The sequence below is a fragment of the Maribacter dokdonensis DSW-8 genome, from assembly GCF_001447995.1.
Classification (GTDB): Bacteria; Bacteroidota; Bacteroidia; order Flavobacteriales; family Flavobacteriaceae; genus Maribacter; species Maribacter dokdonensis.
On sequence record NZ_LDPE01000007.1, the window covers coordinates 106,056 to 130,980 of the forward strand.

Below are 24,925 nucleotides of genomic sequence, written 5' to 3' on the forward strand. Positions count from 1 at the left end.
CATCTATCTTTTATCGATACCAAATTTTCCTGGTCCCAATAAAGAAATGGTAATAAATGCAACCAGATAGAAAACAGCCTTTTCTTTTGTACTGAAATCATCTGCACCGTGAGCAACAAAAGCTGCTACCGCCATAGTAATGGCTGGTGGAATTGCCGCTAATCGTGTTTTAAAACCGATAATGATCAAAATAGGACAAACAAATTCACCAATAACGGCTAAAAATAATGAAGGCGTAGCTCCTATACCAAATGGGTCTGCAAATTGAAAATCTCCTGAAATTAATTTTTGGAATTTTGGAAGTCCATGAGTTAGCATCATTGCAGAAACAGCAATTCTAAAAAAAGCTAAACCAATATCTTTTAATAAGGTGTTTTTCATTAGTCGGAATTATTTCCTTTAAAAGTATCATTTTTTTTTTGTTTTTTGTTTATAGGTATGACGCAAGTATGTATTTACAGAATGTGTTTTGCCCAGTAATAGGCAGGCTGACCTTTATTATCAATAGATTAGATAGTTATAAATTTTTGTTAAAATAGATGGGCTTGATCCCTAGGAAGTTTACGTCTAAGAATAATGCAATGTTTTTATAAGTTTTTTCGTACCTAATAATACAATTGTTCCATACTTTTTTAAAGATTATATTTACTTAAATCATTAAAAAAGTATTCATCATGAAAAAAACAATCTTATTTATTATGCTGTGTTTGTTTTGTTTAACAAAACAGCACGCACAAGATTTTGAATTTAAATCTGATCAAATTGATCTAAAATACGAAAGGTTCATATTACCTAATGGTTTAACCTTGTTGGTGCATGAAGACCATAAGGCACCAATTGCTGCAGTGAACGTATGGTATCATGTAGGTTCTAAGAACGAGAAACCAGGTAAAAGTGGATTTGCACATTTATTTGAGCATTTAATGTTTAACGGTAGTGAGAATTATAACGATGATTATTTTCAAGCTTTGGAGAGAATAGGGGGTACCGATCTAAATGGAACAACAAATACTGACCGTACCAACTACTTTCAAAATGTACCGGTTGCGGCCTTAGATCAAGTACTGTTTTTAGAGTCTGATAGAATGGGACACCTTTTAGGGGCAATTGACCAAGAAAGGTTAGATGAACAACGTGGTGTTGTTCAAAATGAAAAAAGACAAGGAGAAAATCAACCCTATGGTAAGCAATGGGATCTTTTAACCAAGGCGATGTACCCTAAAGGGCATCCGTATTCATGGACCGTTATTGGTGAAATGGAAGATTTAAATGCAGCTTCGCTTGAAGATGTACAAGAGTGGTTCAAGTCTTATTACGGTGCGGCTAATGCCGTAGTAGCTGTTGCAGGAGATATTAATCCTCAAGAGGTGTATAATAAAGTGTTGAATTATTTTGGCGATATACCTTCTGGGCCAACAATAGCTAGACAAGAAGTGAATATTCCTTTAAAAAGTTCAGACACCTATCAAGTTTATGAAGACAGAGTGCCAGAAGCTAGAATTTTATTTAGTTGGAATACGCCAGAATTTGGCAATAAAGAAGACATTCATTTTGATCTAATCTCTTCTATATTGACAAGTGGTAAAAACTCTAGATTGTACAAAAGATTGGTATATGATGAGCAAGTTGCTAGTTCTGTGGTTTCTTTTCAAGCTTCAAATGAAATTGCAAGTGAATTTATCACTTGGGCAAATGTAAAGCCAGAGGGAGATATTGATAGGGTTCAACAGATTATGGAAGAAGAGTTAGCCAAATTAATTGAAGAAGGACCTACCGAAAGTGAACTTAAAAGGGTAAAAGCGGCTTATTTTTCAAGTTTTATAAAAGGTTTGGAGCGTATTGGCGGCTTTGGTGGAGTATCAGATATTCTAGCATCTAATCAAACTTATTTTGATGATGCAGCTTATTATAAAACCGTGTTGCAATATGTTGAAAATGCTACTGTACTGGATATTCAGAATACAACTAAAAAGTGGCTTACTAGGGGTAAACATATTCTACTTTGTAAACCATTTCCGGAATATACCATTACTAAAAGTACTGTAGATCGCAGCAAATTGCCAGAAGTAGGAGAAGCTAAAAGTTCTCAATTTCCAGCCTTACAAAGAGATAAATTATCTAACGGTCTTAATATAGTACTTGCAAAAAGAACCGGTGTACCTACCGTTGTCATGAATTTAATGTTTAATGCAGGATATAAAACCGATTATCTTTCAAGTCCGGGTACTGCTGCTTTGGCTATGGATTTATTGGATGAAGGAACTAAAGATTTAAATTCTTTAGAAATAAACGAGAAACTTCAATTATTAGGGGCAAGTCTTTACACGTACTCCAGTCAAGATAATTCTAATATTTATCTTAATACTCTGAAACCAAGTTTAGATGCTAGTATTGATTTATTTGCCGATGTTGTTTTGAATCCTGCTTTCCCAGAAAAGGAATTTGATCGTTTAAAGGATGAACAATTAAACAGAATACAGCAAGAGAAATCTCAACCTATTTCCATGGCACTGAGGGTGATGAACAAGTATTTATATGGTGAAGGTCATCCTTATAGTAATCCATACACAGGTACAGGTTATACGGAGACGGTTTCTAAGCTCTCAAAAGATGATGTGCAAAAGTTCTACGCTACGTGGATAAGACCTAACAATGCAACTTTGGTAGTTACTGGTGATATAGAAATGAAAGATTTAAAATTGAAGTTAGAAAAGGCTTTAGGAAAATGGAAAAAGGCAGATGTACCTAATATTACGTTTACCACACCAAAAGTAAATTCGAAAAATACACTTTATTTAATGGATAGGCCAGAGTCTGAGCAATCAGTGATTTTGGCAGGACATTTAACTGAAAAATACGGAGATGTCTCTCAAATTGCATTAGAGCAGATGGTCAGTATTCTGGGTGGTGATTTCACATCTAGAATTAATATGAATTTAAGGGAAGATAAACATTGGGCTTATGGAGCTAGTGGTTTTGTTATGGGCGCTAAAGCTGAAAGACCGTTTATAATGTACGCACCTGTGCAAACTGATAAATCTGCTGAATCCGTTACAGAATTGCGAAAAGAGATATCTGAGTTTATTTCTACACGACCGGTAACAAAGGAAGAATTGGAAAAAGTGAAGACCAATCAAATTTTAAGTCTGCCCGGTCAATGGGAGACTAATAGCTCTGTAAACCAGTCTATAACAAATTTGGTCAATTATGGTTTGCCAGATGATTATTATCAAAAATATGATGCCAATGTACGTAACCTTTCATTGCAAGAAGTGAGAGATGTGAGTAAAAAAGTGGTTAAACCAGAAGCTGTAAATTGGTTTATGGTAGGCGATAGGGCAAAAATTGCGGACAAATTAGATGAATTGGGTTTTGATGCCATTATTGAAATAGATGCCGATGGTAACCCTAAAAAACCAGCTATAAAGGAGGTGAAGCCTGAGATTAAAAATTAAAGTTGAACACATAAAATATAAATAGTCCCATTTTAAATGGGACTATTTTATTTTATGATCGTATTGATTTTATCTCAATTTAGGATAATCGTCTGGGTGGACTTCATGCATAATGCTATACACCTTTTCGAAAATATCTTCTCTATTGGGTTTGGAGAAATAATCCCCATCTGAACCATATGCAGGTCTATGAGCTTTTGCGCTTAAAGTTTGTGGTGCACTGTCCAAGTATTTAAATGCCCCTTGTCTTTCTATAATTTCATTTAGCAAGTAAGCAGAGCATCCTCCAGGAACATCTTCATCTATGACCAAAAGTCTATTCGTCTTTTTAACACTTTCTAAAACCTCCATTTCAATATCAAAAGGTAATAAGGTCTGCGCATCTATAACTTCTGCATCAATACCAACCTCTATTAATTCTTTTGCTGCTTTTTCAACAATTCGTAGTGTGGAACCGTACGATACCAGTGTTATGTCTTTTCCTTCCTTTAATGTTTCAACCTTACCGATCGGGGTACAGAATTCACCTAAGTTCTTTGGTTTCTTTTCTTTTAACCTATAGCCGTTAAGACTTTCAATGACTAAGGCAGGCTCATCACTTTTTAAAAGGGTATTGTAAAAACCGGCAGCTTGTGTCATGTTTCTAGGCGCTAAAATATACATGCCTCGTAACAAATGAATCAATCCGCCCATTTCTGATCCAGAATGCCATATCCCCTCTAATCGGTGACCTCTTGTTCTTATAATTAGCGGTGCTTTTTGTTTTCCGGCAGTTCTGTAAAGTAATGAAGCCAAATCATCTGTAAGCGTTGCCAGTGCATAAAATATATAATCTAAATACTGTATTTCTGCAATGGGTCTTAGTCCTCTAAGGGCCATTCCTATTCCTTGCCCAATAATGGTGGTTTCACGTATACCGGTATCTGCAACACGTATTTTGCCATACTTTTGCTGCATTCCTTCTAGCCCCTGGTTTACATCTCCAATTGCTCCAGTATCTTCACCAAAGATTAGTGTATTTGGGTATTTTTCAAATAATTTGTCAAAATTGTCACGTAAAATTACCCTGCCGTCAACTAGCTCTGAATCGTCATTGTAACTTGGGTTTATTGCGGTAATGTTACTTGCTTTACTATCATTTTCACTGTAAAGGTGAGAACTATACTTTTCTTGAGCTTCTGCCAAGAAATTGGTAGTCCAATTAATTAAATCTTGCTTTTCGGGTGTATTCTCACCAATTAAATAACGCAGGGATTTTCTTGCGGTAATGGCTAAGTCTTTACGAACAGGTTCTTCCGTGGCAATTAAATCGTTCTTTAATTTATTCAAGAAGTTTTTGTTCGGACTTGTAGCAGCAACTTTATCAATTAAATTGACCAATATTGTTTTATTGGAAAGCAAGGTTTTTAAATACTCGTCCCAAGCTTCTTTTTTTGCTTCACGAACAGTACGCTTAATTCTTTTTTCAATAGTTGCCAGTTCTTCTGTTGTGGCAATACCAGACTCTAAAATCCATTCTTTAAAGCGTTTGTTGCAATCATGGTCACGTTCCCATTCTAATCGCTCATTGTCTTTGTAACGTTCATGGGATCCAGATGTAGAGTGTCCCTGAGGTTGTGTTAATTCTTTTACGTGAATTAAAACAGGTACGTGCTCTTGTCTGGCAATATCGGCAGCATTTTCATAAGCATGCATAAGGGCGGTATAGTCCCAGCCATTAACTTTTAAAATTTCATAACCGCTATTGTCCTCTGTTCTTTGAAATCCTGAGAGTATTTCAGATATATCTTCTTTAGTAGTATGAAACTTTGCAGGTACTGATATACCGTATTCATCATCCCATATACTTATGACCATTGGTACTTGTAATACACCTGCAGCATTTATAGTTTCAAAGAACATGCCTTCGCTTGTACTTGCATTACCTATGGTACCCCAAGCTATCTCATTTCCATTAACGGAGAATTTTGCACTATCTAGTCCCTTTTGATTTCTATAAACTTTTGATGCTTGTGCCAAACCTAATAGACGTGGCATTTGTCCAGCGGTACAAGAGATATCTGCACTACTGTTTTTTTGTTTGGTCAAATCTTTCCAACTACCATCGGCATTTAAGCTGTGGGTAAGAAAGTGTCCGCCCATCTGCCTTCCCGCGCTCATAGGTTCTTTTTCTATATCGGTAGTGGCATAAAGGGCGTGAAAAAACTCCTTGGGATGTAAAAGACCCAACGCCATCATAAACGTTTGATCTCTATAATAACCACTTCTAAAATCTCCGTTTTTAAAAGATCTGGCCATGGCAAGTTGTGGAAGTTCTTTACCGTCACCAAAAATCCCGAATTTGGCTTTACCGGTAAGCACTTCCTTTCTTCCCAATAAACTACAGGTTCTGCTTAAAAAAGCAATTTCATAGTCATTGATAATTTGTTCTTTGAAATCTTCGAAAGAAATATCATTACTGGTTTTAGAAGAAACATCCATGTATTAAACGTGTTTATACAAAATTACCGAATCAAGTACTTTCTAGCAACGCTCTTACCAGTTAATTTATTCCATATTTTTCAACAAATTTGATATTTTTTTAAAAATATCTTAATTTATTGTAAAAATTCTACGGACCGTATTAGAAATTCTTAGTTTAAAACCATTTTCTTGTGAAAAGCCCTGTTAAGGTTTTTGGACTTACGGTAATGATGAATCTTATTTTTTCACCATAATTTGGTTGAGACACTTCCCATCCGTTGTTGGAGTATACTGGTAGGTAAAGTTCAAAGTAGTCGGTAACCAAATTTAATCTGACACCAGAATCATAAACGAATTTACCGTCAAAATCCCTGTTTTTTACTAAACCGGCATCACCATAAAGCTCAATCCATTTCCAAAGATTAAAGCTTCCGTTCATGGTTGCCATCCAATCATTTGAAAAACGGTATCGTTGATCTAAGAAAGATTTAAATCCCCCTTCTGCGATAATAATTTGCTGACTATAAATACCTGAGTCCTCTGATCTTCCTAAATATCCGTAATCAAACAAGTAATCTGTTGGGCGATCTAAGGCAAAACTGAAAAAGTCCGTTTGGGTTTTATTACTTAAAAATTTACCGGCAAAAAATCTAAGATTTAACTGTCTGTTATTCTCAAATAATTTTCGGTATTCATATTCAAATGATAGTTTACTGAAATTTCCTGCTAGCTGAAAATCTAAAAACCATGATTTGTAATCCAGTATTCCATTGTCCCTATTGATGTATCTAGCATTAAACACACTATAATCTGGGTTTTCTGGATCGTTGGCCAAATTCTGTAAAGAAGGGTCAAAGTCCCTTAAAATATTTACATACCTAAATGAAAGAAACTCTCTTTTGTTCGATAAGAGATCAGCTGGTCTAAATCCAAAACTTAAAGACGGAGTTATAGATGTGTATCTGGAATTTTCATTGAAATGGGAGGTAGATGCACCAATACCGTAGTTTGCTACATATAATCCACTTTTACTTAAGTACTTTCTGTAGTTGAATTTTCCATAGCCTACAAAGGCTTTTTCCCTAAAGGAATAAGACGGGGCAAAGTCATAGACAAAGGGTCTCTCAAGCAAGGTTTTGTTATAAAGTCGCATACCCGGTACCCAGCCATCATACACGTTAAAATTTAATATGGGAACATAGAATACCTGGTTGTAATATGGATTCTCAGCATCTTTAAAAAAGGTAAACTTTAGCTTTTTGTTGCTTGATAAAAAGCCTTTAAGTGATTTCCAATTATCTCGCTGGTTAAACTCAGGAATCTTTTGGTCATAATTAAGAACAAGTCTATCTTCTTGATTATTGGGTATGCTAAAGGTTTCTTCTAATTCTATATCTTTAAACCAATATTCTGATATTACGGAATCTTTCTTTAAACCAAAAACAGAAATAGGCACGTTGGTTCCTTCCTTGTTCTTAAGGGTAATATGTAGGGAGTCTGCTTCCTTTTTTACTTTCTTGATCTTGAAATCTATCTTACGATCTGTAGAAACATAATCATTAAAAAACCAATTGATATCAACGTCGGTTGATCGTTTTAAAATAGACTCAAAATCATGAACTTTGACGTTATTTAACTTAAAATACTTGAAGAAGGTTTTTATACTTTCATCAACATGTTCTTTGCCTATATAATCCGCTAAATATGCTAATCCTAGACCTGCCTTGTATTTATTGGCAATTTTTTGATTGAATTTTATTAAAGAATCATTAGAGGTTTCTAATGCCTGATCTAAATTTTTACGAGCAGTTAAATTATAAAGAAAAGAATATTGGTCGTTAAAATCCATTTTGGCCAGTTCAAAACTTCTAAAGCCCCATATTTTAGAAAGTTTGCCCATGAGCTTTTGGTCTGGGTAATATTGCTCTACAAAGGCAATCATTAAATAGTTGGCTATGGCGCTGTTCAACCACTGTTCTTTACGTGGGTTTAAGAACATAGTCTCTTTTAAAATACTATTGATGGCCGTTTTCAAGAATTTCATTTCAAATTGAAATTGTTCTTCATACGGTCTAATGAAAGAGGGGAGTTGGTTTATACCGTAAAGCGGATTTTTGTTATAATCCAGCTCGCTAACCAATATCTTTTCATGAGGGTAGTCACCAAGATTGTTATGTATAAAATTGGCAACCTTGTTAATGGATAGCCCTTGACCTATTGGACTGTATCTTGGTGCTCTAAAATCCGTTAGGAACGTCATGTATGGCGTTCTGTGTGTTATAAAGTTTTTTTGTGGGTTTAGAATGATTTCACCACCACGTTGCAGATTACCTTTTAATTGGGCAAATTGACCATTTGGAAAAGAGGATTCTGATGTTATATCAAAGTTTGAAGCTAAAAAAAGACTATCTGGAAATTTAAAATTTATGACCGTATTGGTCACGTCCATATATAAATCCTCAATGTTCTTATTTGAGTAAAGGTGCCATTTGCCATCATAAACCGCAGGTGTTAGGTACCAATCTTTTAGATAGTAATCTCCCTTATTATCATAACCATACGGAGTGTACTTATTTGGTGGTAACTTCACTTTATAAGTGATATGGATTTTGGTAGACTCGCCAGGTGGTAGAATATCTTTTAAGGTGACCTTTACTATATCTTTACCTTCCGTACGGCTCCATTCAAGTCCATTATAGGTTTCGTCGACTACACTTGTAATTGTAGTTTTACCGCGTTCATCTGCTTTTGCCAAATGAAGCGATTTTTTGAATTCTTGAGCAAACCTCTTTGCTAATGCTGTGTTTTTATCTGAATAGGCATTTGCCCAATCGTTGAAATATATAACACCTAAATTATAGTTAGATTTATTGAAATAGGTGAATTCTTGCTTAATATCCAACTCTTTGGTATACTCGTTTAAACTAACTGTAAGGTTAGTGTTATACTGAGCATAACCAATAGTAATGTTGGTTACTAAGAGAATAATACAGTAAAGGAAAAAGGATTGAAAGTTACGTACCAAGGCTTAGATTAAAAATTAGGACTCATGCTGTGCCCTTTGTAAAAGGAATCGATTATTTCAACTACTTCTTCTTCTGTATCTACTATTTTGATAAGGTTTAAATCTTCCGGACTTATATTGCCCATCTTCAACATGGTGCCTTTAACCCAGTCCATAAGACCTGTCCAGAATTCACTGCCAACCAATATGATCGGGAACTTACCAATTTTATGTGTTTGTATTAACGTTATTGCTTCAAAAAGCTCATCTAAAGTTCCAAAGCCACCTGGCATTACCACAAAACCTTGAGAATATTTTACGAACATTACTTTCCTTACGAAGAAGTAATCAAAATCCAAGCTTTTATCATTGTCGATATAGGGATTGTCATGCTGTTCAAAAGGAAGGTCTATGTTCAGACCCACAGAAGTTCCACCGGCAAGATTTGCACCTCTGTTACCCGCTTCCATAATACCAGGGCCACCACCAGTAATTACACCATAGCCAGCTTCTGCTATACTTTTTGCAATAGAAACCGCCAATTTGTAGTAAGGGTCTTCTTCTTTGGTTCTGGCAGAACCAAAAATAGATACACATGGGCCAATCTTGCTCATACGCTCAAAACCATTTACAAACTCTCCCATTATCTTAAAAATGGCCCAAGAGTCATTGGTTTTTATTTCATTCCAGCCTTTGTGATGTTTTTCTGATCTCATTCGTTTATATATTCTTTTAGATAATTTTTTTATCTATTTATTATTTTAATTCTCTCTTTAAAAATTTAGCCGTGTAGCTTTTCTTGTTTTTAGCTACTTGCTCTGGAGTACCTTTGGCAACCAATTGCCCTCCTGAGCGACCACCTTCGTAACCAATATCAATAATGTGGTCTACCATTTTAATTACGTCCATATTATGTTCAATAACTAACACAGTATTTCCTTTATTGGCTAATTTATTCAAAACTTCCATCAAAACCCTTATATCTTCAAAATGAAGTCCGGTTGTAGGTTCATCTAAAATATAGAAGGTATTACCGGTATCTCTTTTAGAAAGTTCGGTAGCCAATTTTATACGTTGTGCTTCTCCCCCGGATAGGGTGGTGGATTGTTGCCCCAACGATATATATCCCAATCCTACATCTTGGATGGTCTTTAACTTACGATGTATTTTTGGAATAAGTTCAAAAAATGATACGGCTTCGTTAATGGTCATTTCCAGAACGTCTGATATAGATTTGCCTTTATAGCGTATTTCCAAGGTTTCCCTATTGAATCTTTTGCCGTTGCAGGTTTCACATTCCACATAAACATCGGGCAAGAAATTCATTTCTATGACCCTTAGACCTCCACCTTGACAGGTTTCACATCTACCGCCTTTTACATTAAAACTGAATCTACCTGGTTTATACCCCCTTATAGATGCTTCGGTGGTTTTTGCGAACAAAGATCTTATTTCGCTGAACACACCGGTGTATGTTGCAGGGTTTGATCTTGGTGTTCTACCAATGGGAGATTGGTTAATGTCAATTACTTTATCTATATGCTCTAGACCGGTTATCTTTTTATAAGGCATTGGTTTTTTAACGCCATTAAAGTAATGTGCGTTCATTATAGGATAAAGCGTCTCATTGATCAAGGTAGATTTTCCACTACCTGAGACACCGGTTACCCCGATCATTTTCCCCAGTGGGAATTTTACGGTAATGTTCTTTAAGTTGTTACCTGTGCAGCCAGATAACACAATCTCATTACCGTTGCCTTCTCTTCTTTTTTTAGGAACTTCAATCTCCTTAACTCCCGTCATGTAATCCGCGGTCAAGGTATGTACATGTTTTAACTCTTCCGGTGTTCCTTGAGAAATTATTTCACCACCGTTCTTACCCGCTTTTGGACCTATGTCAATGACATGGTCTGCACGCTCAATCATATCACGGTCATGTTCCACTACTATGACAGAATTTCCTATATCCCTTAAAGATTCCAACGATTTTATTAATCTTTCGTTATCTCGTTGGTGTAGCCCAATACTAGGCTCATCAAGAATATAGAGTACGCCTACCAATTGTGAACCTATCTGTGTGGCCAATCTAATACGTTGTGCTTCACCACCTGAGAGCGATTTAGAACTTCTGTTCAATGAAAGGTAATCTAAACCTACATCTAATAAAAACTGTATTCTTGTGGTAATTTCCTTAATGATTTCTTCGGCTATTTTTAGCTGGTTACCACTAAGTTTTTTGTCTAACCCTTTAAAAAATGATGCAAGTTCAACAATGTCAAAATTTGCCAATTCGGCAATATTCTTCTCTTCAATTTTGAAATAAAGTGATTCCTTTTTTAGGCGAAAACCTGTACATGTAGGACATGTAATTTTGTCCATATACTCTTTTGCCCATCTTTTGATTGAAGTAGAAGCGGCCTCCTCGAACTGATTTTTTATAAAGTTTGATATACCTTCATAATCTATCTTATAGGTGCGTTTAACACCTAAGGTTTTTGAATCTACATCAAAACTTTCTTTGCCTCCGTTCAACAGAATCTCAATAGCTTCAGCAGGAATAGTGTCTATTGGGTCCGTGATTTTAAAACTATATCGTTCGGCAATAGTTTCTATTTGTTTAAAGGCCCATGACTTTTTGTAATCTCCCAAAGGAGCAATACCACCACCTTTAATGGATAATTTTTTGTTAGGGAATATTTTCTTTTCATTCACCTCATACACATGGCCTAATCCTTTACAATTGGGACACATACCCTTAGGGGAATTAAAAGAAAATGTATTGGGCTCAGGAGTAGGATAGGAGATGCCTGTGGTGGGGCACATTAAATCCCTACTGAAATACCTAGGTATATCGGTGCCTTCTTCAATCACCATTAAGACGTTGTCACCACTATACATGGCCGTATTGATACTTTCTGATAATCGTTTATGAAAGTCCTCACTTTCTGCAACCTTTAACCTGTCTATAACGATCTCTATATCATGGGTTTTGTAACGGTCCACTTTCATGCCCTTTACAATATCCTTTATTTCACCGTCAACTCTTACCTTTAAAAAACCTTGTTTGGCTATCTGCTCAAAAAGTTCACGGTAATGCCCTTTTCTTGACTTAATTACTGGTGCAAGAATGTTGATTTTCTTGTCTAAATAAGATTCAATGATCAAGTTTTTAATTTGCTCATCGCTATAGCTTACCATCTTTTCACCAGTATTGTAACTATGCGCATCTGCAGCACGGGCGTAAAGTAGCCTTAAGAAATCATAAATTTCGGTAATGGTACCAACGGTAGATCTTGGAGATTTTGAAGTGGTTTTTTGTTCTATGGCAATTACAGGAGACAAGCCATCTATCTTATCAACATCTGGGCGTTCTAAACCTCCCAAAAATTGTCTTGCATAGGCAGAAAACGTTTCAATATATCGTCTTTGTCCTTCTGCATAAATGGTATCGAATGCCAATGATGATTTGCCACTACCAGATAGACCGGTAATAACGACCAATTTATCTCTAGGTATGGTAACATCTATATTTTTAAGGTTATGAACGCGTGCGCCCTTGACCTCTATGTTTTCTTCAAAATTAATCATGTATTCACAGCAAAGTTGCAAAAGTACGATTTTGAGTGCGAATTACATACGTTACCTTTTAGTTTGAAATGCTATAATCTCTTTAATTTTTAATGCAATACGTATATGATGTTATTTATTCATGAAGAACGAGCAAGGGTACAGATGATTGATGGTTTAATTGTGATTTGGAAGGATTGAAAAATAATTGCTGGAACAGATTTATATTTTTTGCTGCCATGGTAAGCATTTCAACACTATTGTCAGTCAGATAGGTGGTAATGGTTTCTTTAATGTTCAATCCTTGAATTTCTTTGAAGCAATGAAAACCTGTAAACATTTCCTTTAAATAATCATGCAAGTAAGCTTTGTTGGCAATTTGGGTGTTTGAGAAGTTTGTTTTTGCCTGCGTAACATGAACCACGTCTAAGGTCGCATTTGATATTTGTAAAACTTCGGTCAAAGATTTAAGAATGGGGTAGGTGTAGAAAATGTTATAATCTGTTGGAAACCCAATTTTGCTTGGTTTTTTGATAGAAACTTTGTCTGATACCACCAATACATTGCATGGTACTTTTGTAATTACATTTACTGTATTGCGGCCAAAAATAGTGTGTTCATAATTTGAAGTGCCTTTTGCACCCATAATAATAAGGTCTATTTTTTTTTCGTCCACGGTTTTTTTAATGATGTCGGTAAAGTTGCCATAATCTCTTAAAGTGATAAACTGATGTAAAAAGTTAGACTTTAATTGTGCTAATTGATCAAAAAAGAGATTCAGTTTTTTATGTATGGGTAATGATGTACCTATACTATTTTTATTGACAGATTTGTCACTTAATTCTTCAACATATAGTACATAAAAGGTGCATTGGTCATAGCCATACAGGCATGCGGCATATTTTAGCGCATTCCAAGAATTTGCCGAGAAATCAGTAGGAATTAATATGTGTTTCATTCATAAGGCTTACTCGTCAAAAGTAATCCCATATTAAATGCTGGTAAATGATATTTATCAGATTTGAATTAATTTACATATTGTAAGGCCTTTAACTCTATAATTTGAATGTTTCTACCTTCAATAACAATGAGTCCTTCTTTTTTAAAACCAGATAATGTACGTATTAAACTCTCTGTAGCTATGCCGGCAACACTTGCCAAATCATTCCTAGAAATTCGTATGGGTTCATTGGGTTTGGTATTCATTAACTCGGCAAATTGGAGTAAGGTCTGCGCCGTTTTTCTTCGAACGGAGCTATAGGCCATTTGTAATAATTGGGCTTTGATCATCGAAATGTTTTCAGACAACAACTCCATTAATTCCATAGAGATGTTCTTGTTCTCATTCAGTATTGTTTTGAGGTTATCTTTAGAAATCCCTGCAAGTTCTACCGTTTCTAAAGCCGTGGCAGTCTCTTGGTACGGTACGTTATTTAAAAAAGAGGTGAAACCTAAGAAGTCATCTGCCTTAGACAATGAGGTAATCAACTCTTTACCGTCAGTATCCATACTATGGCACTTTACAAGACCTTTTAAGATGAGATAAATCTTGTTTGATCTGGCACCCTCATCATAAATTGATTCCCCTGCTTTAAAACTGGAAACCTCACCATTGTCGTCAAAGAAGTTTTTGAGTTCATGAACCGTACGTATTTCATTATCTGTGACACCATGTTCTTTGGTGCTCTCATCTTGCATACGTTTAATCAATTCTGCTTTTGCAAGTCTACTTTCAATAGCGCTGATAAGATCTTCTTCATCAAAAGGCTTGGTAAGGTAATCATCTGCACCTAGATCCATTCCTTTCCGTATTTCTTTGTGCTCAGTTTTAGCCGATAAAAAGATAAAAGGAATTTGTTTTGTTTTTTCGTTATTAGATAATTGTTGTAGCACTCCATAGCCATCCAATTCTGGCATCATAATGTCGCAAATAATAATGTCCGGCACATCTTCAATGGCTGCATCAACACCTATTTTTCCGTTGGGTGCGGTATTTACGCTATAACCAGCTAATTCTAAAAGTTCTTCCGTGTTTTCACGTAAGGCCTTGTCATCTTCGATCAATAGAATTTGTTTCATAATGTTAGCTGGTTTTTAAATTAGGTATACTTAGTGTAAACGTAGATCCAACACTTATTTTACTGGTGAATTCTAGACTTCCTCCTAAGTTTTCCATATGTTGTTTTGCGATATTAAGACCAATACCGGTACCTTGGGTTAGTAATGCGTTTTCTGCTCTAAAATAGCGATTAAAAATATGCTTCTGTTCTTCTTGGGGAATACCAATGCCTTGGTCAATTACGCTAATGATTATGTTAGTATCGTTCAATGTCACTTTAATGGTAATAGTAGTATCTTCAGGAGAGTACTTTATGGCGTTATGTATTAAATTAGATAAGGCCAACTCTAGTGTTTTTTCATCAAAATTGATGTTTAGCTCGTCAATATTTTCTGGGTAATGAATTTGTTGACCAGATTTTAAAAGCATATTACTATTGTATACTACTTCGTTTACAATTTTGCTTAACGGAAATTCTTCTACTTTGTAATTCACTTTGCCGGACTCTAAACGCTCTACAGATAAAAAATCGGTTAGTATGGTGTCTAAATATTTTACTTTACTTTTAATTGTTGCCACATGTTTGTCCCTCTTTGGTTGCTGATCGGTCTGAGTATATTTTCCTAGCAAGGTGATAGAGGTGAGTATACTACTTAAAGGCGTTTTAAATTCGTGCGATACCAATGATAAAAACCTGGTCTTTAATTCGTTGAGTTCTTTTTCTACGGCTAGAGCTTCCGTTAATTGCTGTGTGCGTTCCTCAACTTTTTTCTCTAGATTTTCGGTGTAATTTTTTCTTTCGGTTATATCTAGTATAAATGCTACGAAAACCTTCTTTTTTCCTAATTCGGACAACTGCAAATGAACTTCTACTGGGTAAGTAGAACCATCCTTTCTACCGTGTATCGTTTCAAATTTAACTTTGGGAATTTCATTATTAAGTAATGGGGAAATCAATTTTTTAAAGTTTTCTTCATTGAACTCCGGTTTAATGTCTACCGGGGTCATTTCATACATTTCCGTTATGGTATAACCAATGTTTCTTTGCGCTTCTTTATTGACATTCAAAAACTTGAAGGTTTCTGCATCAAACACAAAAATTTCGTTGAGGGATTCGTCAAAAATTCGTGCCCAATGACTTAGTTCTTCTTCTTTGTTCTTTCTTTCGGTAATATCGATCACCAAGGCCATAACATAAGTAGATCCGTAAAATTCAAACGGATTTAAGCCGGCCTCTACCGGAAATTCTTTGCCACTTTTAGTAATGCCGTAGAGATTTCTACCGTGTCCCATTTGTCGTTTATCACTATTGGCAATAAACTTGTTTACATTTTTACTATGGTTGGCAAGATATCTTTTAGGTATTAAGATATCCAACGGTTTTCCTAATAATTCCCCCTTTTCATACCCAAACATTTGTTCTGTAGACGTATTGGTGGCCACTACATTTTGTTGGGCATCAACAACAATAATACCTTCTGAAACTCCTTCTGAAAGCAAATTGAAGATATCACTGTTCTTTTGAAAATCTTGCATAGTATCAAATATATAGATTACGACTGATTTTTATCATATATAAAGTGGGTTCTGAGCTGTATTTTCATGGTAAATTCATAGAAAAATTATAAAATGGAAAATACTGCGAAAACAATGAACGGTCTTTATGAGAGCTTAGGAAAGCTTTTTTATGCCGTGGCTATGTGCGATGGTAGCGTACATAGTAACGAATGGGATAAAGTTAAGGAGTTGGTGAAAGAAGATTGGTTGTACGTAGATGATTTTACGGATCGGTATGGTACAGACGCCGCTAACCAAATTGAAATTGTATTTGATGTTCTTATGGAAACTTCAAAAGGGAGTAAGGAGTGCTTTGGAGAATTTGTGGAATTTTACAAGGAGCATCCACATGCTTTTTCAGATGAGATAAAAGCCTTGACCCAAAAAACGGCCAAGGCTATTGCAAATTCATTTTCAGGTAACAATAAATCTGAGCTAATACTTTTGGCCAAGATCAAATTGTTACTCAACTAATGCTATTTCATTAACTTTTTTATATCTGGGTCTGCGTATATTTTCTGCACCATTTCACTGTACAAACTGGAGAATGTCGTATTCTCTGCCAAGTTGCCAAATAAAGATTCTTGTTTTATAAAGGCAAGTGGGTCTTCATTGGTTTTACTGGCGGCTTGGTGCAGTTGGTCTTGCATGGCATCTATAATTTCTATGGATTCACCATTTTTATTTACGCCCTTATCACTATAATAACACCATGCAGCTATCACTAAAGTTGCATATTTAATACTGCCACCCTTAGCCAGATTATCTTGAATGGTGGCGATTAAAAATTTAGGAAGTTTTGCCGAACTCTCTGAGCAAATTCTACTAACACTATCCTTTATGTTTGGGTTGGCAAAACGTTCTTGTAGACTGTCCTTATATGTTGTAAGATCAATTCCTTCTAGCTTATCTAATACGGGTGTTGCTTCCTTATCCATAAAAGCTCTTAAATAGGTAACAAAAAGATCATCTTCCATACAGGCATTAATGGTTGGGTGACCATGCAATGCGCCTAAAATGCCTAGCACGGAATGCCCAGCGTTTAAAAGGCGCAGTTTCATTTTTTCGTACGGTTTTACATCTGGTACAAATTGTACACCTACTTTTTCAAACGCAGGTCTTCCGTTAGAAAAGTTATCTTCAATGACCCATTGTATAAAAGGCTCACAAGTTACGGGCCACTCATCTTTTAGGTTGTAAGTTTGTTCTAAATAGTCAATGTCGGCCTGTGTGGTTACAGGGGTAATGCGATCAACCATGCTGTTAGGAAAGCTCACCTCTTCTTCAATATATGAAGCTAACTCTTCATCTTGTTTGTTGGAAAAAGTTAGCAACATTTCTTTGGCAACATCTCCGTTGTGTTGAATATTGTCACATGACATTACGGTAAAGGCCGGTAAACCGTTCTCCTTTCTTTTTCTAATGGCAGCGGTCAAAAATCCATAAATGGTTTTTGGCTCTTCTGGGTTCGCTAATTCATGTTGCACATCTTTATTCTCAAAATCGAATTCACCTGTAGCCGGATTAAAATTATACCCACCTTCCGTGATGGTCAATGATACTATTTTTGTGTCAGGATGCGCCATTTGGTCAATCACGACATTGGGAGTGTCAAATCCCAATTTAAAATCTATGATAGCACCAATAACTTTAGAATCAATTTTTCCATCCGGATGTTTGATTATTAAGGTGTACATACCGTCTTGCTGTTGCAATACATCATGTATTTTTTGATCACCTTTTCGCAAGCCTATACCACAAATTCCCCATTCAGATGCATTTTCTTTTTCCTGTAATAAATGGGTGTAATATGCTTGGTGTGCTCTGTGGAACCCACCTACGCCAACATGTACAATTCCTGATTTAAGAGTATCTCTTTGATAAGATGGTGTAGGTAATTGTCTGCTTATTTCTGCTAAATTCTTCGAGTTCAACATCGTTTCTTTTGTCATTTTTTAGCTAATATTTTTAGATTTTCCGCGTAATAATGCCGCATAGGCAGTAACAAAGTAAACTACCGTGCATATAAACGCATAATAGTAAAAGGTTTCTCTATTTTCAATGTAAATATTTTCGCTTGCACTGCTAAACAATACAATGCCCGCCAAAATTAAGGTTATGATCAAAGCAATGAGCGATACTATCTTTAAAATTTTTGTGAGTAGCGTGGTGTCCTTCACTGGTTTAGTTTCGGTTAAACTTTTTTCTTCTTGGTAGGAAATGATTTTTTCATTTCTTAACCTCTCTTTTTCTTTTTCTTCCGGATATTTGTTTTTAGCACCAAATTTACCGGCAAGAACGGTGTAAATGATTATGGTGAAAATCCATGTAGGTATAAATAAATAGAAGAAAGACATTACGTTTAAGGCATTTAAACCAAACCCAAAAACTAATCCTAATCCCCATGAAGCAATGGCAGGTGTGCTAAAGGTTAGATTACGGTAGGCCGACCAATAACGGGTGTACCCTATTCTTGGGAAAATTTGGTGTTCGGCAAATACTATTGCGCCTACAGGTACAACCAATAGACCGGCATAGGTAAGTAAGGGCAGAATTTGAGAAAACACAAAAGGAAAACAAGCAATGGCAATGGTAATAAGACCAACGATAATGGTTGTTTTTTTACGAGAGTGTCTGTGGAATATGGCTTGTGCAGCCAACCCTGCCCTATATAAGTTAGTTATTGCAGTGGTCCATCCGGCAACGATAACAATGACAAATCCGGACCATCCCAAAGCATAGAAGGCTACATCTCCTGGATCTAATTCAACGATAGTTTTACCTATGATCACAGCTGCACCGGCACCCATAATACCAGCTGCGATCCATGCAACGAAATGACCGAACATCATACCCGTACTGGTTGCTAGCCCGTATGATTTCTTTTTGGCAAATCGTAACAACGCCATATCAATTAAACCAAAGTGGGTAATGGTATTGGCGGCCCATGCAAAGCCAATAACTTCCAATAATCCAATGCCAGGTTCCCCAGCACTGTTGATTCCGGTCCATATGGATTTATCGCCCAATGAAATCAATTCATTCCATCCGCTGGGTAAGGTAGTTCCTAAAACATCAAGGGATAATGCAGGTAATAAAACCATAGCACCGCTGGTAAACATTACAAATAACCATGGCGCACATATTCCAGAAAATTCGGATACTGCGTTAAAACCATATAAAGCAATGGATACAACCACCAGACCAACACAAAAAACAATGACCACAAACCACATATTGGTAGGGTACCAATTAAGTTGTGCCGGAATGTCAAAAGCAAAACGTACCGCAGTGGCAGATACGGTAATCATTGCTGCGGATATAACGGAGAAAATAATGACATTGGCCCAATTGTAAAGCTTGGTCATAGAATCCCCCGCAATCTTATTCAGGTAGGTATACAAGCTTAATCTTGTGTCTACGGCGATAGGAGAGGTAATGAACGTCCAGCTTAAGACCGCTAATATATTACCGATCAGAAGCCCTAAAATAATATCCATTGTTTTTGCTCCAAGGGCTACGAAAGTAGCTCCAATAACAAATTCAGTTGCTGCTACGTGCTCGGCGGCATATAGACCGGCAAAATGAGTCCAATCGTGTAATTTATGTTTTGCAACGGGTAATTGCTCTTCGTTTAATTTTTTTAATGCGGAATAATCTTGAGTAGTTGGCATTAGCTGAGTTGGTAGTTAAGTTTGTAATACAATTTATGTAGCATACTGTTCCAAGACTTCGTATGCTTACATCTGTTTGAACAGGGGTGCAATGTATTTAAATTATATACAAACCCCCATATTTTTTAACAGTTTTGTAATACAGTTTTGTAACAAATAGGTGCAAATATTTAATAAAATGCCAAAAACACAGTGCTATTTCTGAAAATCAATAAGTTTTAAACCATTATCAAACTTAATGTTGGTCCAATTTACCTTGATCCAAGGAGCATCCGTAACATCTGCATTCCATGTAGATTTTTTATATTGACGTTTGGTCGGAATAAGCATGTCATCTACTTTTTCATATTCCAATACCATTAAGTTAGGAGTTTCCATAGCTCCAAAATCCGCAACGGTAAATAAGAATTGGTCTACTAACATTGTATTCTTGTTGATATACAATTGATAGATGTCGGTCGGTTTGGAGTTACCAAAGTCGAATGATACCTTAACAATGTCATAGTTCTTATCATCCACAGTTTTCTCCCCTAAATATTCATAAGTTATCCCGGGATCTAATAATTTTTGAAACATGGTAAACCAATAGAAATTAGTAGGTCTATTGAAAGCGACTCTTTTTAGGGCTACAGAATCTTCGATGATATTTCCATTATGCTTTAGCCAATATACCTTTCCGTTATATCCTTGTTCAATGGGACCATCAAAATTACTTAAGGTTCTCTGGTGTTTTTCATATTTTCCATAAGATAATTCACCGTCAAAAATGTATTTTTCGGTTGTTATATCGGTTTTGCCATCGGGCGTTTGGTAGGTATATGTGTAAACTACATCCTTCTTATTTCTTAAAGTTTTGTAATCACCTACTTTTTCAATCATTTTAGAGACAAGTTCATGTCCTTTGTTTTTATAGGTAGACGTAACAGTTTCCTCATGCTGTACTTTTTTATCGTTTTTACAAGAGAAAGTTAGTATGCTAAGAAAAATTAGGCTTGAAATTTTATAATTCATGATGATAGGTATAGTTTCTTGTAATTTGTTTTTGATCATTTAAATGTAGCTATATAAATGTTTTAAGCTTATGGTAGGCTGATAAGTCTATCGGCAACCAGTTTCAAGTTTTGTTCATTTATTTCTGGGGTAGGGGAAAGTGGATACAATTGCGCACCTGGTCTACTAATGAATGCTCCTCTCCAGCCAGCCCATAATGCTCCAGAAATATCCCAACCATGGGCCGCTACCAATAAGCATTCCTCTGGTTTGATGTTCATTTTTCTGGCTGCCCAATTATATGCATCTACATGTGGTTTAAACTTGCCCATATCCTCAATGCTTAAACGTTGATCAAAATACTTGGTGAGTCCTGCATTTTTAAATTGTGTTTCAACACCTTTATTGGATGAGTTTGTGAATGAAACTAAAGTATAGCCGGCATCTTTTAAGCGCTGCAATGAAGAAGCAACTTCAGGGTGTGCGGGTAACAAACGGATAGGATCAACAATTGATTTTTTAGCTTCTTCATGAGTTAAGGTGATACCGTTATTTGCCGCAACCATTTGTAAGGCTGCGGCGCCAATAATGGCAAAATCATTGTATTGATTGGCAACTGTGGAAACCAAGGAGTACTGCAACATGGTTGTAAACCATAGCGGTAGCAGGTCGTTTCTGCCGTTAAGGGCTTTGGCTACGCTATCTTTCATGGCGGTTAAATCCAACAAGGTTTCATTGACATCAAAAAAAAGAACTTTGGGTCTATCGGTCTTTGGTTCTTTTTTATTAGCAAAGCCTATAGCAGGTATTGTTGCACCTGCCGCTCCTAAAATGGTTGATTTCTTAATAAAGTCTCTTCTGTTGTTTTTCATGATATATATAATTATAAAAACATTCTATGTGGTATGTTTTTAGGTAAAAAAATTATTGCTTTATTTGATTTAGGTACATAGATAGCCCATTTAGATATTCGTTGATTACTTCATCATCATTATAAAGTTTTCGAATTCCACGTATACCTTCAAAGGCGCTGATTAAATAAATAGCGGCCGCAGCACTTGAAATATCCTTTTTGATGGTATTTTCAGACTTTCCTCTATCAATTAATTCTACGAGTGCCCTTTTCCATTCCTCTATAATATTTTTTAGTGCTTTTTGATATACATTTTCATAATCCCCAATTTCATTGATGAGATTATTTGTGGGGCAACCGTGTTTCTTCTCATACATGGAGAAAGACTTTAGGCTGTTTAAAAAAGTATCTTCTAAAATAGCATATGCATTACCGTTTTGGTATAGAGGATATACCATTCTTTTTTGAACTCTGCGCTGTAATTTTTGTGTAATTACTTCAATGCCTAATTCTTTTTTATTTGCATAATGGTGATAGAAGGCTCCTTTAGTCATCGTAGTTGCCTTCATTATTTTATCAATGCTTGTCGTTTTAAAACCTTCTTCGTAAAACAACTTAAACGCTTCGTTAAGAATCAGTTGTTTAGAAAGCTCAGATTTTAATGCCTGTTTCATTTTGTAAAGTTCGAATAAAAAATACGGTATAGAATGTTTTTTAAGCTGATTTAACTAATTGTTAACTGTAAATGCTGTTAATAATATAAAATGGGAGGTTGGCTATTCATAGTTTTTCCACCAATCTGTATAATTGTTTACAGTATCTTTTACTATGATTTCTTGTCCAATTTCCGGTGAAATTATATTTAGGTTCAATTCTTTTGCCTTAGCCTTCACTCGTACAATGGGATCTGTCCATTCATGTAAAGCCAATTTAAAACCGGCCCAGTGTATGGGCATTACATTTTTAGCTTTAATATCTACGCCTGCCATAGCTGTTTCTTCAGGCATCATATGTATATCTGACCATTTTTCATTGTACTGGCCGCACTCCATTAAAGCCAGATCAAACGGACCATATGTATCTCCAATTTCTTTAAAATGGCTTGCATACCCACTGTCACCACTAAAAAATATATTATCTGTTGTTGTGGTAATCACCCAAGAGCTCCATAATGTACTTTGACCGTTATTCATTTTTCTGCCAGAAAAATGCTGTGCCGGAGTACATACTAATCTTATATCGTCCAGTGCCGTTTCTTGCCACCAGTCCATTTCTGTAATTTTCTCTTTTGGTATGTTCCAAGCACTCAAATGAACACCAACCCCAAGTGGTGTATAGAAGTGTTTGGTTTTATCCTTGATCTTCAAAACTGATTCATAATCTAAATGATCATAATGATCATGCGAATATATTACGGCATCTATGACAGGTAGCTGATCAATTTCTATGGGGAATTCTTTATTGAAACGGCTGCTGCCCAATAGCGGGTGAGGTGCAGGTACTTTGCCGAACATTGGATCTATGAGGATGTTTTTCCCATTTATCTGTAATAAAAAGGAAGAATGACCAAACCAGATCAATCTGGTATCACCTTTGTAATTTGAAACATTTACCTTTTTTAGATGTTGTGGAATAATATCTTTTGTAGGTCTTCCATTAGGTACTTTTGTGGTAAAGAACGTGTATACCAGGCTTAAGGTTTCACTTAAACTCATTTCTTTTGGTACATCATTACTATTTCTGAATTTACCATCTTTATAGTTACTGGATAGTTGATAGGTTTTTTGTTGCTCTTTTGAAACATCTCCGCCAAAGCTTGGGTAATAATTGGTGAATAATAAATAGATCACCACTAAAACTCCTATAATAGATACTATTGCTATCATTATTTTTTTTAAAATTTTCTTGAACATTTACTATTATTTGATGCACTGGTTGGTTTAGCGCTTTTGTAACGTATCGTTTTTAAAGCGTTTAAAAAGTGAATATACGTATTCGCACTTTGTGATTTAGGGATGCTTATTATTTTAAATATGACCTTCGCTTAAATTTGGGTTCAAAATTAAGCAGATACAATACCATATCCGTACACTATTTACCAATTATTGAACACATTTTCCCAATTAGTCCATAAGCAAACATTGATTATAAAAAAATTAGGGTCTAAGCTTAATGCTTAGACCCTAATTAACGGGTTATGTATTCTATTTGTTTATACCACAGAATAGCATATTAACCCCATAACTCTATACCGTTTGAGATGTAGTTTTTGAAAAGTATTTTTTCTTCAACCAAAAGGAAACCTTTACTAAAAAAATCAATGCAGGTACCTCAACCAAAGGACCAATAACTCCAGCAAATGCTTGACCGGAATTTAGACCGAATACGGCAATAGCAACTGCAATGGCCAATTCAAAATTGTTTCCGGCTGCCGTGAAGGCTACAGAGGCTGTTTTATCATATTCCGCTCCGGTTGCCTTGGTGAAAAAGAAACCTATGATAAACATTAATGTAAAATAGATCAGTAACGGTACTGCAATAATCAGCACATCCATTGGTATTTCTACAATCAGTTCACCTTTTAAGGAGAACATGATAACAATGGTAAATAATAGCGCTATCAAAGTCATAGGTGATATGGCGGGAATAAATTTGGTAGTGTACCATTCTTCGCCTTTTAATTTCACTAAAATCAATCTACTTAATATGCCCATTAAAAATGGTAAGCCTAAATAAATGGCTACACTTTCTGCAATGGTGCCAATTGATATATCTACTATGGCACCCTCAAAGCCGAAGTAGGGAGGAAGCACGGTGATAAATATCCAAGCATAAAAACTGTATGCAAATACTTGAAATATACTGTTCAATGCTACTAAACCTGCTCCATATTCACTGCTGCCATCGGCAAGATCGTTCCAAACCAATACCATGGCAATACAACGAGCCAAACCAATTAATATAAGACCTACCATATATTCTGGATAATCTGATAAAAAGGTTATTGCCAAGATGAACATTAATACAGGACCAATTATCCAATTTAGGATTAAGGAAATCGACAGAATTTTAGTGTTTCTAAATACTTTTGGTAGCAACGCATAGTTCACTTTTGCCAATGGTGGATACATCATTAATATGAGACCTATGGCAATAGGAATATTGGTTGTGCCACTGTTGAAGGTGTTTATGATGTCTGGAAAGCTTGGAAAAAAATAACCGATTCCTACGCCTAAAGCCATTGCGGCAAATATCCACCAAGCTAAATTCTTATCTAGAAAACTTAATTTTTTAGTTGCCATT

At 35.7% G+C, this 24,925-nt stretch carries 17 protein-coding genes; 2 read left to right on the top strand and 15 right to left on the bottom strand.

Going from position 1 to position 24,925, the window contains the following annotated elements:
- Positions 1 to 3 precede the first annotated feature (3 nt).
- A complete protein-coding gene (locus I600_RS17575) occupies positions 4 to 381 on the bottom strand; it encodes a DoxX family protein (protein WP_058105882.1) in 378 nt (125 codons plus the stop codon).
- Positions 382 to 674: 293 nt separating this feature from the next.
- Here I600_RS17575 and I600_RS17580 point away from each other — a divergent pair, with 293 nt between their 5' ends.
- Positions 675 to 3,455 (top strand): M16 family metallopeptidase, encoded by a 2,781-nt coding sequence (locus I600_RS17580; RefSeq protein WP_058105883.1) that lies wholly within the window; start codon positions 675 to 677, stop codon positions 3,453 to 3,455.
- Between the two features lie 69 nt (positions 3,456 to 3,524).
- Here I600_RS17580 and I600_RS17585 read toward each other — a convergent pair whose 3' ends face one another.
- The 7 genes from I600_RS17585 to I600_RS17615 all read right to left on the bottom strand — a co-directional run bounded on the left by I600_RS17585 (position 3,525) and on the right by I600_RS17615 (position 16,084).
- Positions 3,525 to 5,936 carry an alpha-ketoacid dehydrogenase subunit alpha/beta gene (locus tag I600_RS17585; RefSeq protein WP_058105884.1) on the bottom strand — a complete coding sequence of 804 codons (2,412 nt, stop codon included), beginning with the start codon at positions 5,934 to 5,936 and terminating at the stop codon, positions 3,525 to 3,527.
- Between the two features lie 157 nt (positions 5,937 to 6,093).
- The gene (locus I600_RS17590; protein WP_082643023.1) at positions 6,094 to 8,943 is read right to left on the bottom strand and encodes a M1 family aminopeptidase; all 2,850 of its coding nucleotides are present in this window, start codon (positions 8,941 to 8,943) and stop codon (positions 6,094 to 6,096) included.
- An 8-nt stretch (positions 8,944 to 8,951) separates the two neighbouring features.
- Positions 8,952 to 9,638 (bottom strand): LOG family protein, encoded by a 687-nt coding sequence (locus I600_RS17595; RefSeq protein WP_058105885.1) that lies wholly within the window; start codon positions 9,636 to 9,638, stop codon positions 8,952 to 8,954.
- Positions 9,639 to 9,678: 40 nt separating this feature from the next.
- Positions 9,679 to 12,510: an excinuclease ABC subunit UvrA gene (uvrA, locus tag I600_RS17600; protein WP_058105886.1), complete on the bottom strand. Its 2,832-nt coding sequence runs from the start codon at positions 12,508 to 12,510 to the stop codon at positions 9,679 to 9,681.
- A gap of 115 nt (positions 12,511 to 12,625) precedes the next feature.
- The gene (locus tag I600_RS17605) at positions 12,626 to 13,447 is read right to left on the bottom strand and encodes a universal stress protein (protein WP_058105887.1); all 822 of its coding nucleotides are present in this window, start codon (positions 13,445 to 13,447) and stop codon (positions 12,626 to 12,628) included.
- A 68-nt stretch (positions 13,448 to 13,515) separates the two neighbouring features.
- Entirely contained in the window at positions 13,516 to 14,568 is a 1,053-nt protein-coding gene (locus I600_RS17610) for a response regulator (RefSeq protein ID WP_058105888.1), read from the bottom strand.
- 4 nt (positions 14,569 to 14,572) lie between these two features.
- A complete protein-coding gene (locus tag I600_RS17615) occupies positions 14,573 to 16,084 on the bottom strand; it encodes a sensor histidine kinase (RefSeq protein WP_058105889.1) in 1,512 nt (503 codons plus the stop codon).
- Between the two features lie 93 nt (positions 16,085 to 16,177).
- Here I600_RS17615 and I600_RS17620 point away from each other — a divergent pair, with 93 nt between their 5' ends.
- Entirely contained in the window at positions 16,178 to 16,579 is a 402-nt protein-coding gene (locus tag I600_RS17620; RefSeq protein ID WP_058105890.1) for a hypothetical protein, read from the top strand.
- Between the two features lie 2 nt (positions 16,580 to 16,581).
- Here the strand turns inward: I600_RS17620 and I600_RS17625 are convergent, their stop codons facing one another.
- The 7 genes from I600_RS17625 to arsB form a co-directional block, all read right to left on the bottom strand.
- On the bottom strand, positions 16,582 to 18,057 hold the full coding sequence (locus tag I600_RS17625; RefSeq protein WP_058105891.1) for a mannitol dehydrogenase family protein: 1,476 nt from the start codon (positions 18,055 to 18,057) through the stop codon (positions 16,582 to 16,584).
- 3 nt (positions 18,058 to 18,060) lie between these two features.
- Positions 18,061 to 19,779, bottom strand: coding sequence for a purine-cytosine permease family protein (locus tag I600_RS17630; protein WP_058105892.1), 1,719 nt, complete (start codon positions 19,777 to 19,779; stop codon positions 18,061 to 18,063).
- A 195-nt stretch (positions 19,780 to 19,974) separates the two neighbouring features.
- A complete protein-coding gene (locus I600_RS17635) occupies positions 19,975 to 20,790 on the bottom strand; it encodes a DUF6503 family protein (protein WP_058105919.1) in 816 nt (271 codons plus the stop codon).
- A gap of 68 nt (positions 20,791 to 20,858) precedes the next feature.
- Positions 20,859 to 21,641: a haloacid dehalogenase type II gene (locus tag I600_RS17640; RefSeq protein WP_058105893.1), complete on the bottom strand. Its 783-nt coding sequence runs from the start codon at positions 21,639 to 21,641 to the stop codon at positions 20,859 to 20,861.
- 52 nt (positions 21,642 to 21,693) lie between these two features.
- Positions 21,694 to 22,296 (bottom strand): TetR/AcrR family transcriptional regulator, encoded by a 603-nt coding sequence (locus tag I600_RS17645; RefSeq protein ID WP_058105894.1) that lies wholly within the window; start codon positions 22,294 to 22,296, stop codon positions 21,694 to 21,696.
- A gap of 102 nt (positions 22,297 to 22,398) precedes the next feature.
- Complete coding sequence (locus I600_RS17650) at positions 22,399 to 23,508, bottom strand: MBL fold metallo-hydrolase (protein WP_058105895.1); 1,110 nt, start codon at positions 23,506 to 23,508, stop codon at positions 22,399 to 22,401.
- A 360-nt stretch (positions 23,509 to 23,868) separates the two neighbouring features.
- The gene (gene arsB / locus I600_RS17655; RefSeq protein ID WP_058105896.1) at positions 23,869 to 24,924 is read right to left on the bottom strand and encodes an ACR3 family arsenite efflux transporter; all 1,056 of its coding nucleotides are present in this window, start codon (positions 24,922 to 24,924) and stop codon (positions 23,869 to 23,871) included.
- Position 24,925 lies beyond the last annotated feature (1 nt).

Coding starts and splice junctions, on each gene's coding strand:
- arsB (WP_058105896.1), bottom strand. CDS start 24,924: ATGGCAACTAAAAAATTAAGTTTTCTAGATAAGAATTTAGCTTGGTGG.
- I600_RS17640 (WP_058105893.1), bottom strand. CDS start 21,641: ATGAAAAACAACAGAAGAGACTTTATTAAGAAATCAACCATTTTAGGA.
- I600_RS17625 (WP_058105891.1), bottom strand. CDS start 18,057: ATGACAAAAGAAACGATGTTGAACTCGAAGAATTTAGCAGAAATAAGC.
- I600_RS17635 (WP_058105919.1), bottom strand. CDS start 20,790: ATGAATTATAAAATTTCAAGCCTAATTTTTCTTAGCATACTAACTTTC.
- I600_RS17605 (WP_058105887.1), bottom strand. CDS start 13,447: ATGAAACACATATTAATTCCTACTGATTTCTCGGCAAATTCTTGGAAT.
- I600_RS17585 (WP_058105884.1), bottom strand. CDS start 5,936: ATGGATGTTTCTTCTAAAACCAGTAATGATATTTCTTTCGAAGATTTC.
- I600_RS17650 (WP_058105895.1), bottom strand. CDS start 23,508: ATGATAGCAATAGTATCTATTATAGGAGTTTTAGTGGTGATCTATTTA.
- I600_RS17615 (WP_058105889.1), bottom strand. CDS start 16,084: ATGCAAGATTTTCAAAAGAACAGTGATATCTTCAATTTGCTTTCAGAA.
- I600_RS17630 (WP_058105892.1), bottom strand. CDS start 19,779: ATGCCAACTACTCAAGATTATTCCGCATTAAAAAAATTAAACGAAGAG.
- I600_RS17645 (WP_058105894.1), bottom strand. CDS start 22,296: ATGAAACAGGCATTAAAATCTGAGCTTTCTAAACAACTGATTCTTAAC.
- I600_RS17620 (WP_058105890.1), top strand. CDS start 16,178: ATGGAAAATACTGCGAAAACAATGAACGGTCTTTATGAGAGCTTAGGA.
- I600_RS17595 (WP_058105885.1), bottom strand. CDS start 9,638: ATGAGATCAGAAAAACATCACAAAGGCTGGAATGAAATAAAAACCAAT.
- uvrA (WP_058105886.1), bottom strand. CDS start 12,510: ATGATTAATTTTGAAGAAAACATAGAGGTCAAGGGCGCACGCGTTCAT.
- I600_RS17580 (WP_058105883.1), top strand. CDS start 675: ATGAAAAAAACAATCTTATTTATTATGCTGTGTTTGTTTTGTTTAACA.
- I600_RS17575 (WP_058105882.1), bottom strand. CDS start 381: ATGAAAAACACCTTATTAAAAGATATTGGTTTAGCTTTTTTTAGAATT.
- I600_RS17610 (WP_058105888.1), bottom strand. CDS start 14,568: ATGAAACAAATTCTATTGATCGAAGATGACAAGGCCTTACGTGAAAAC.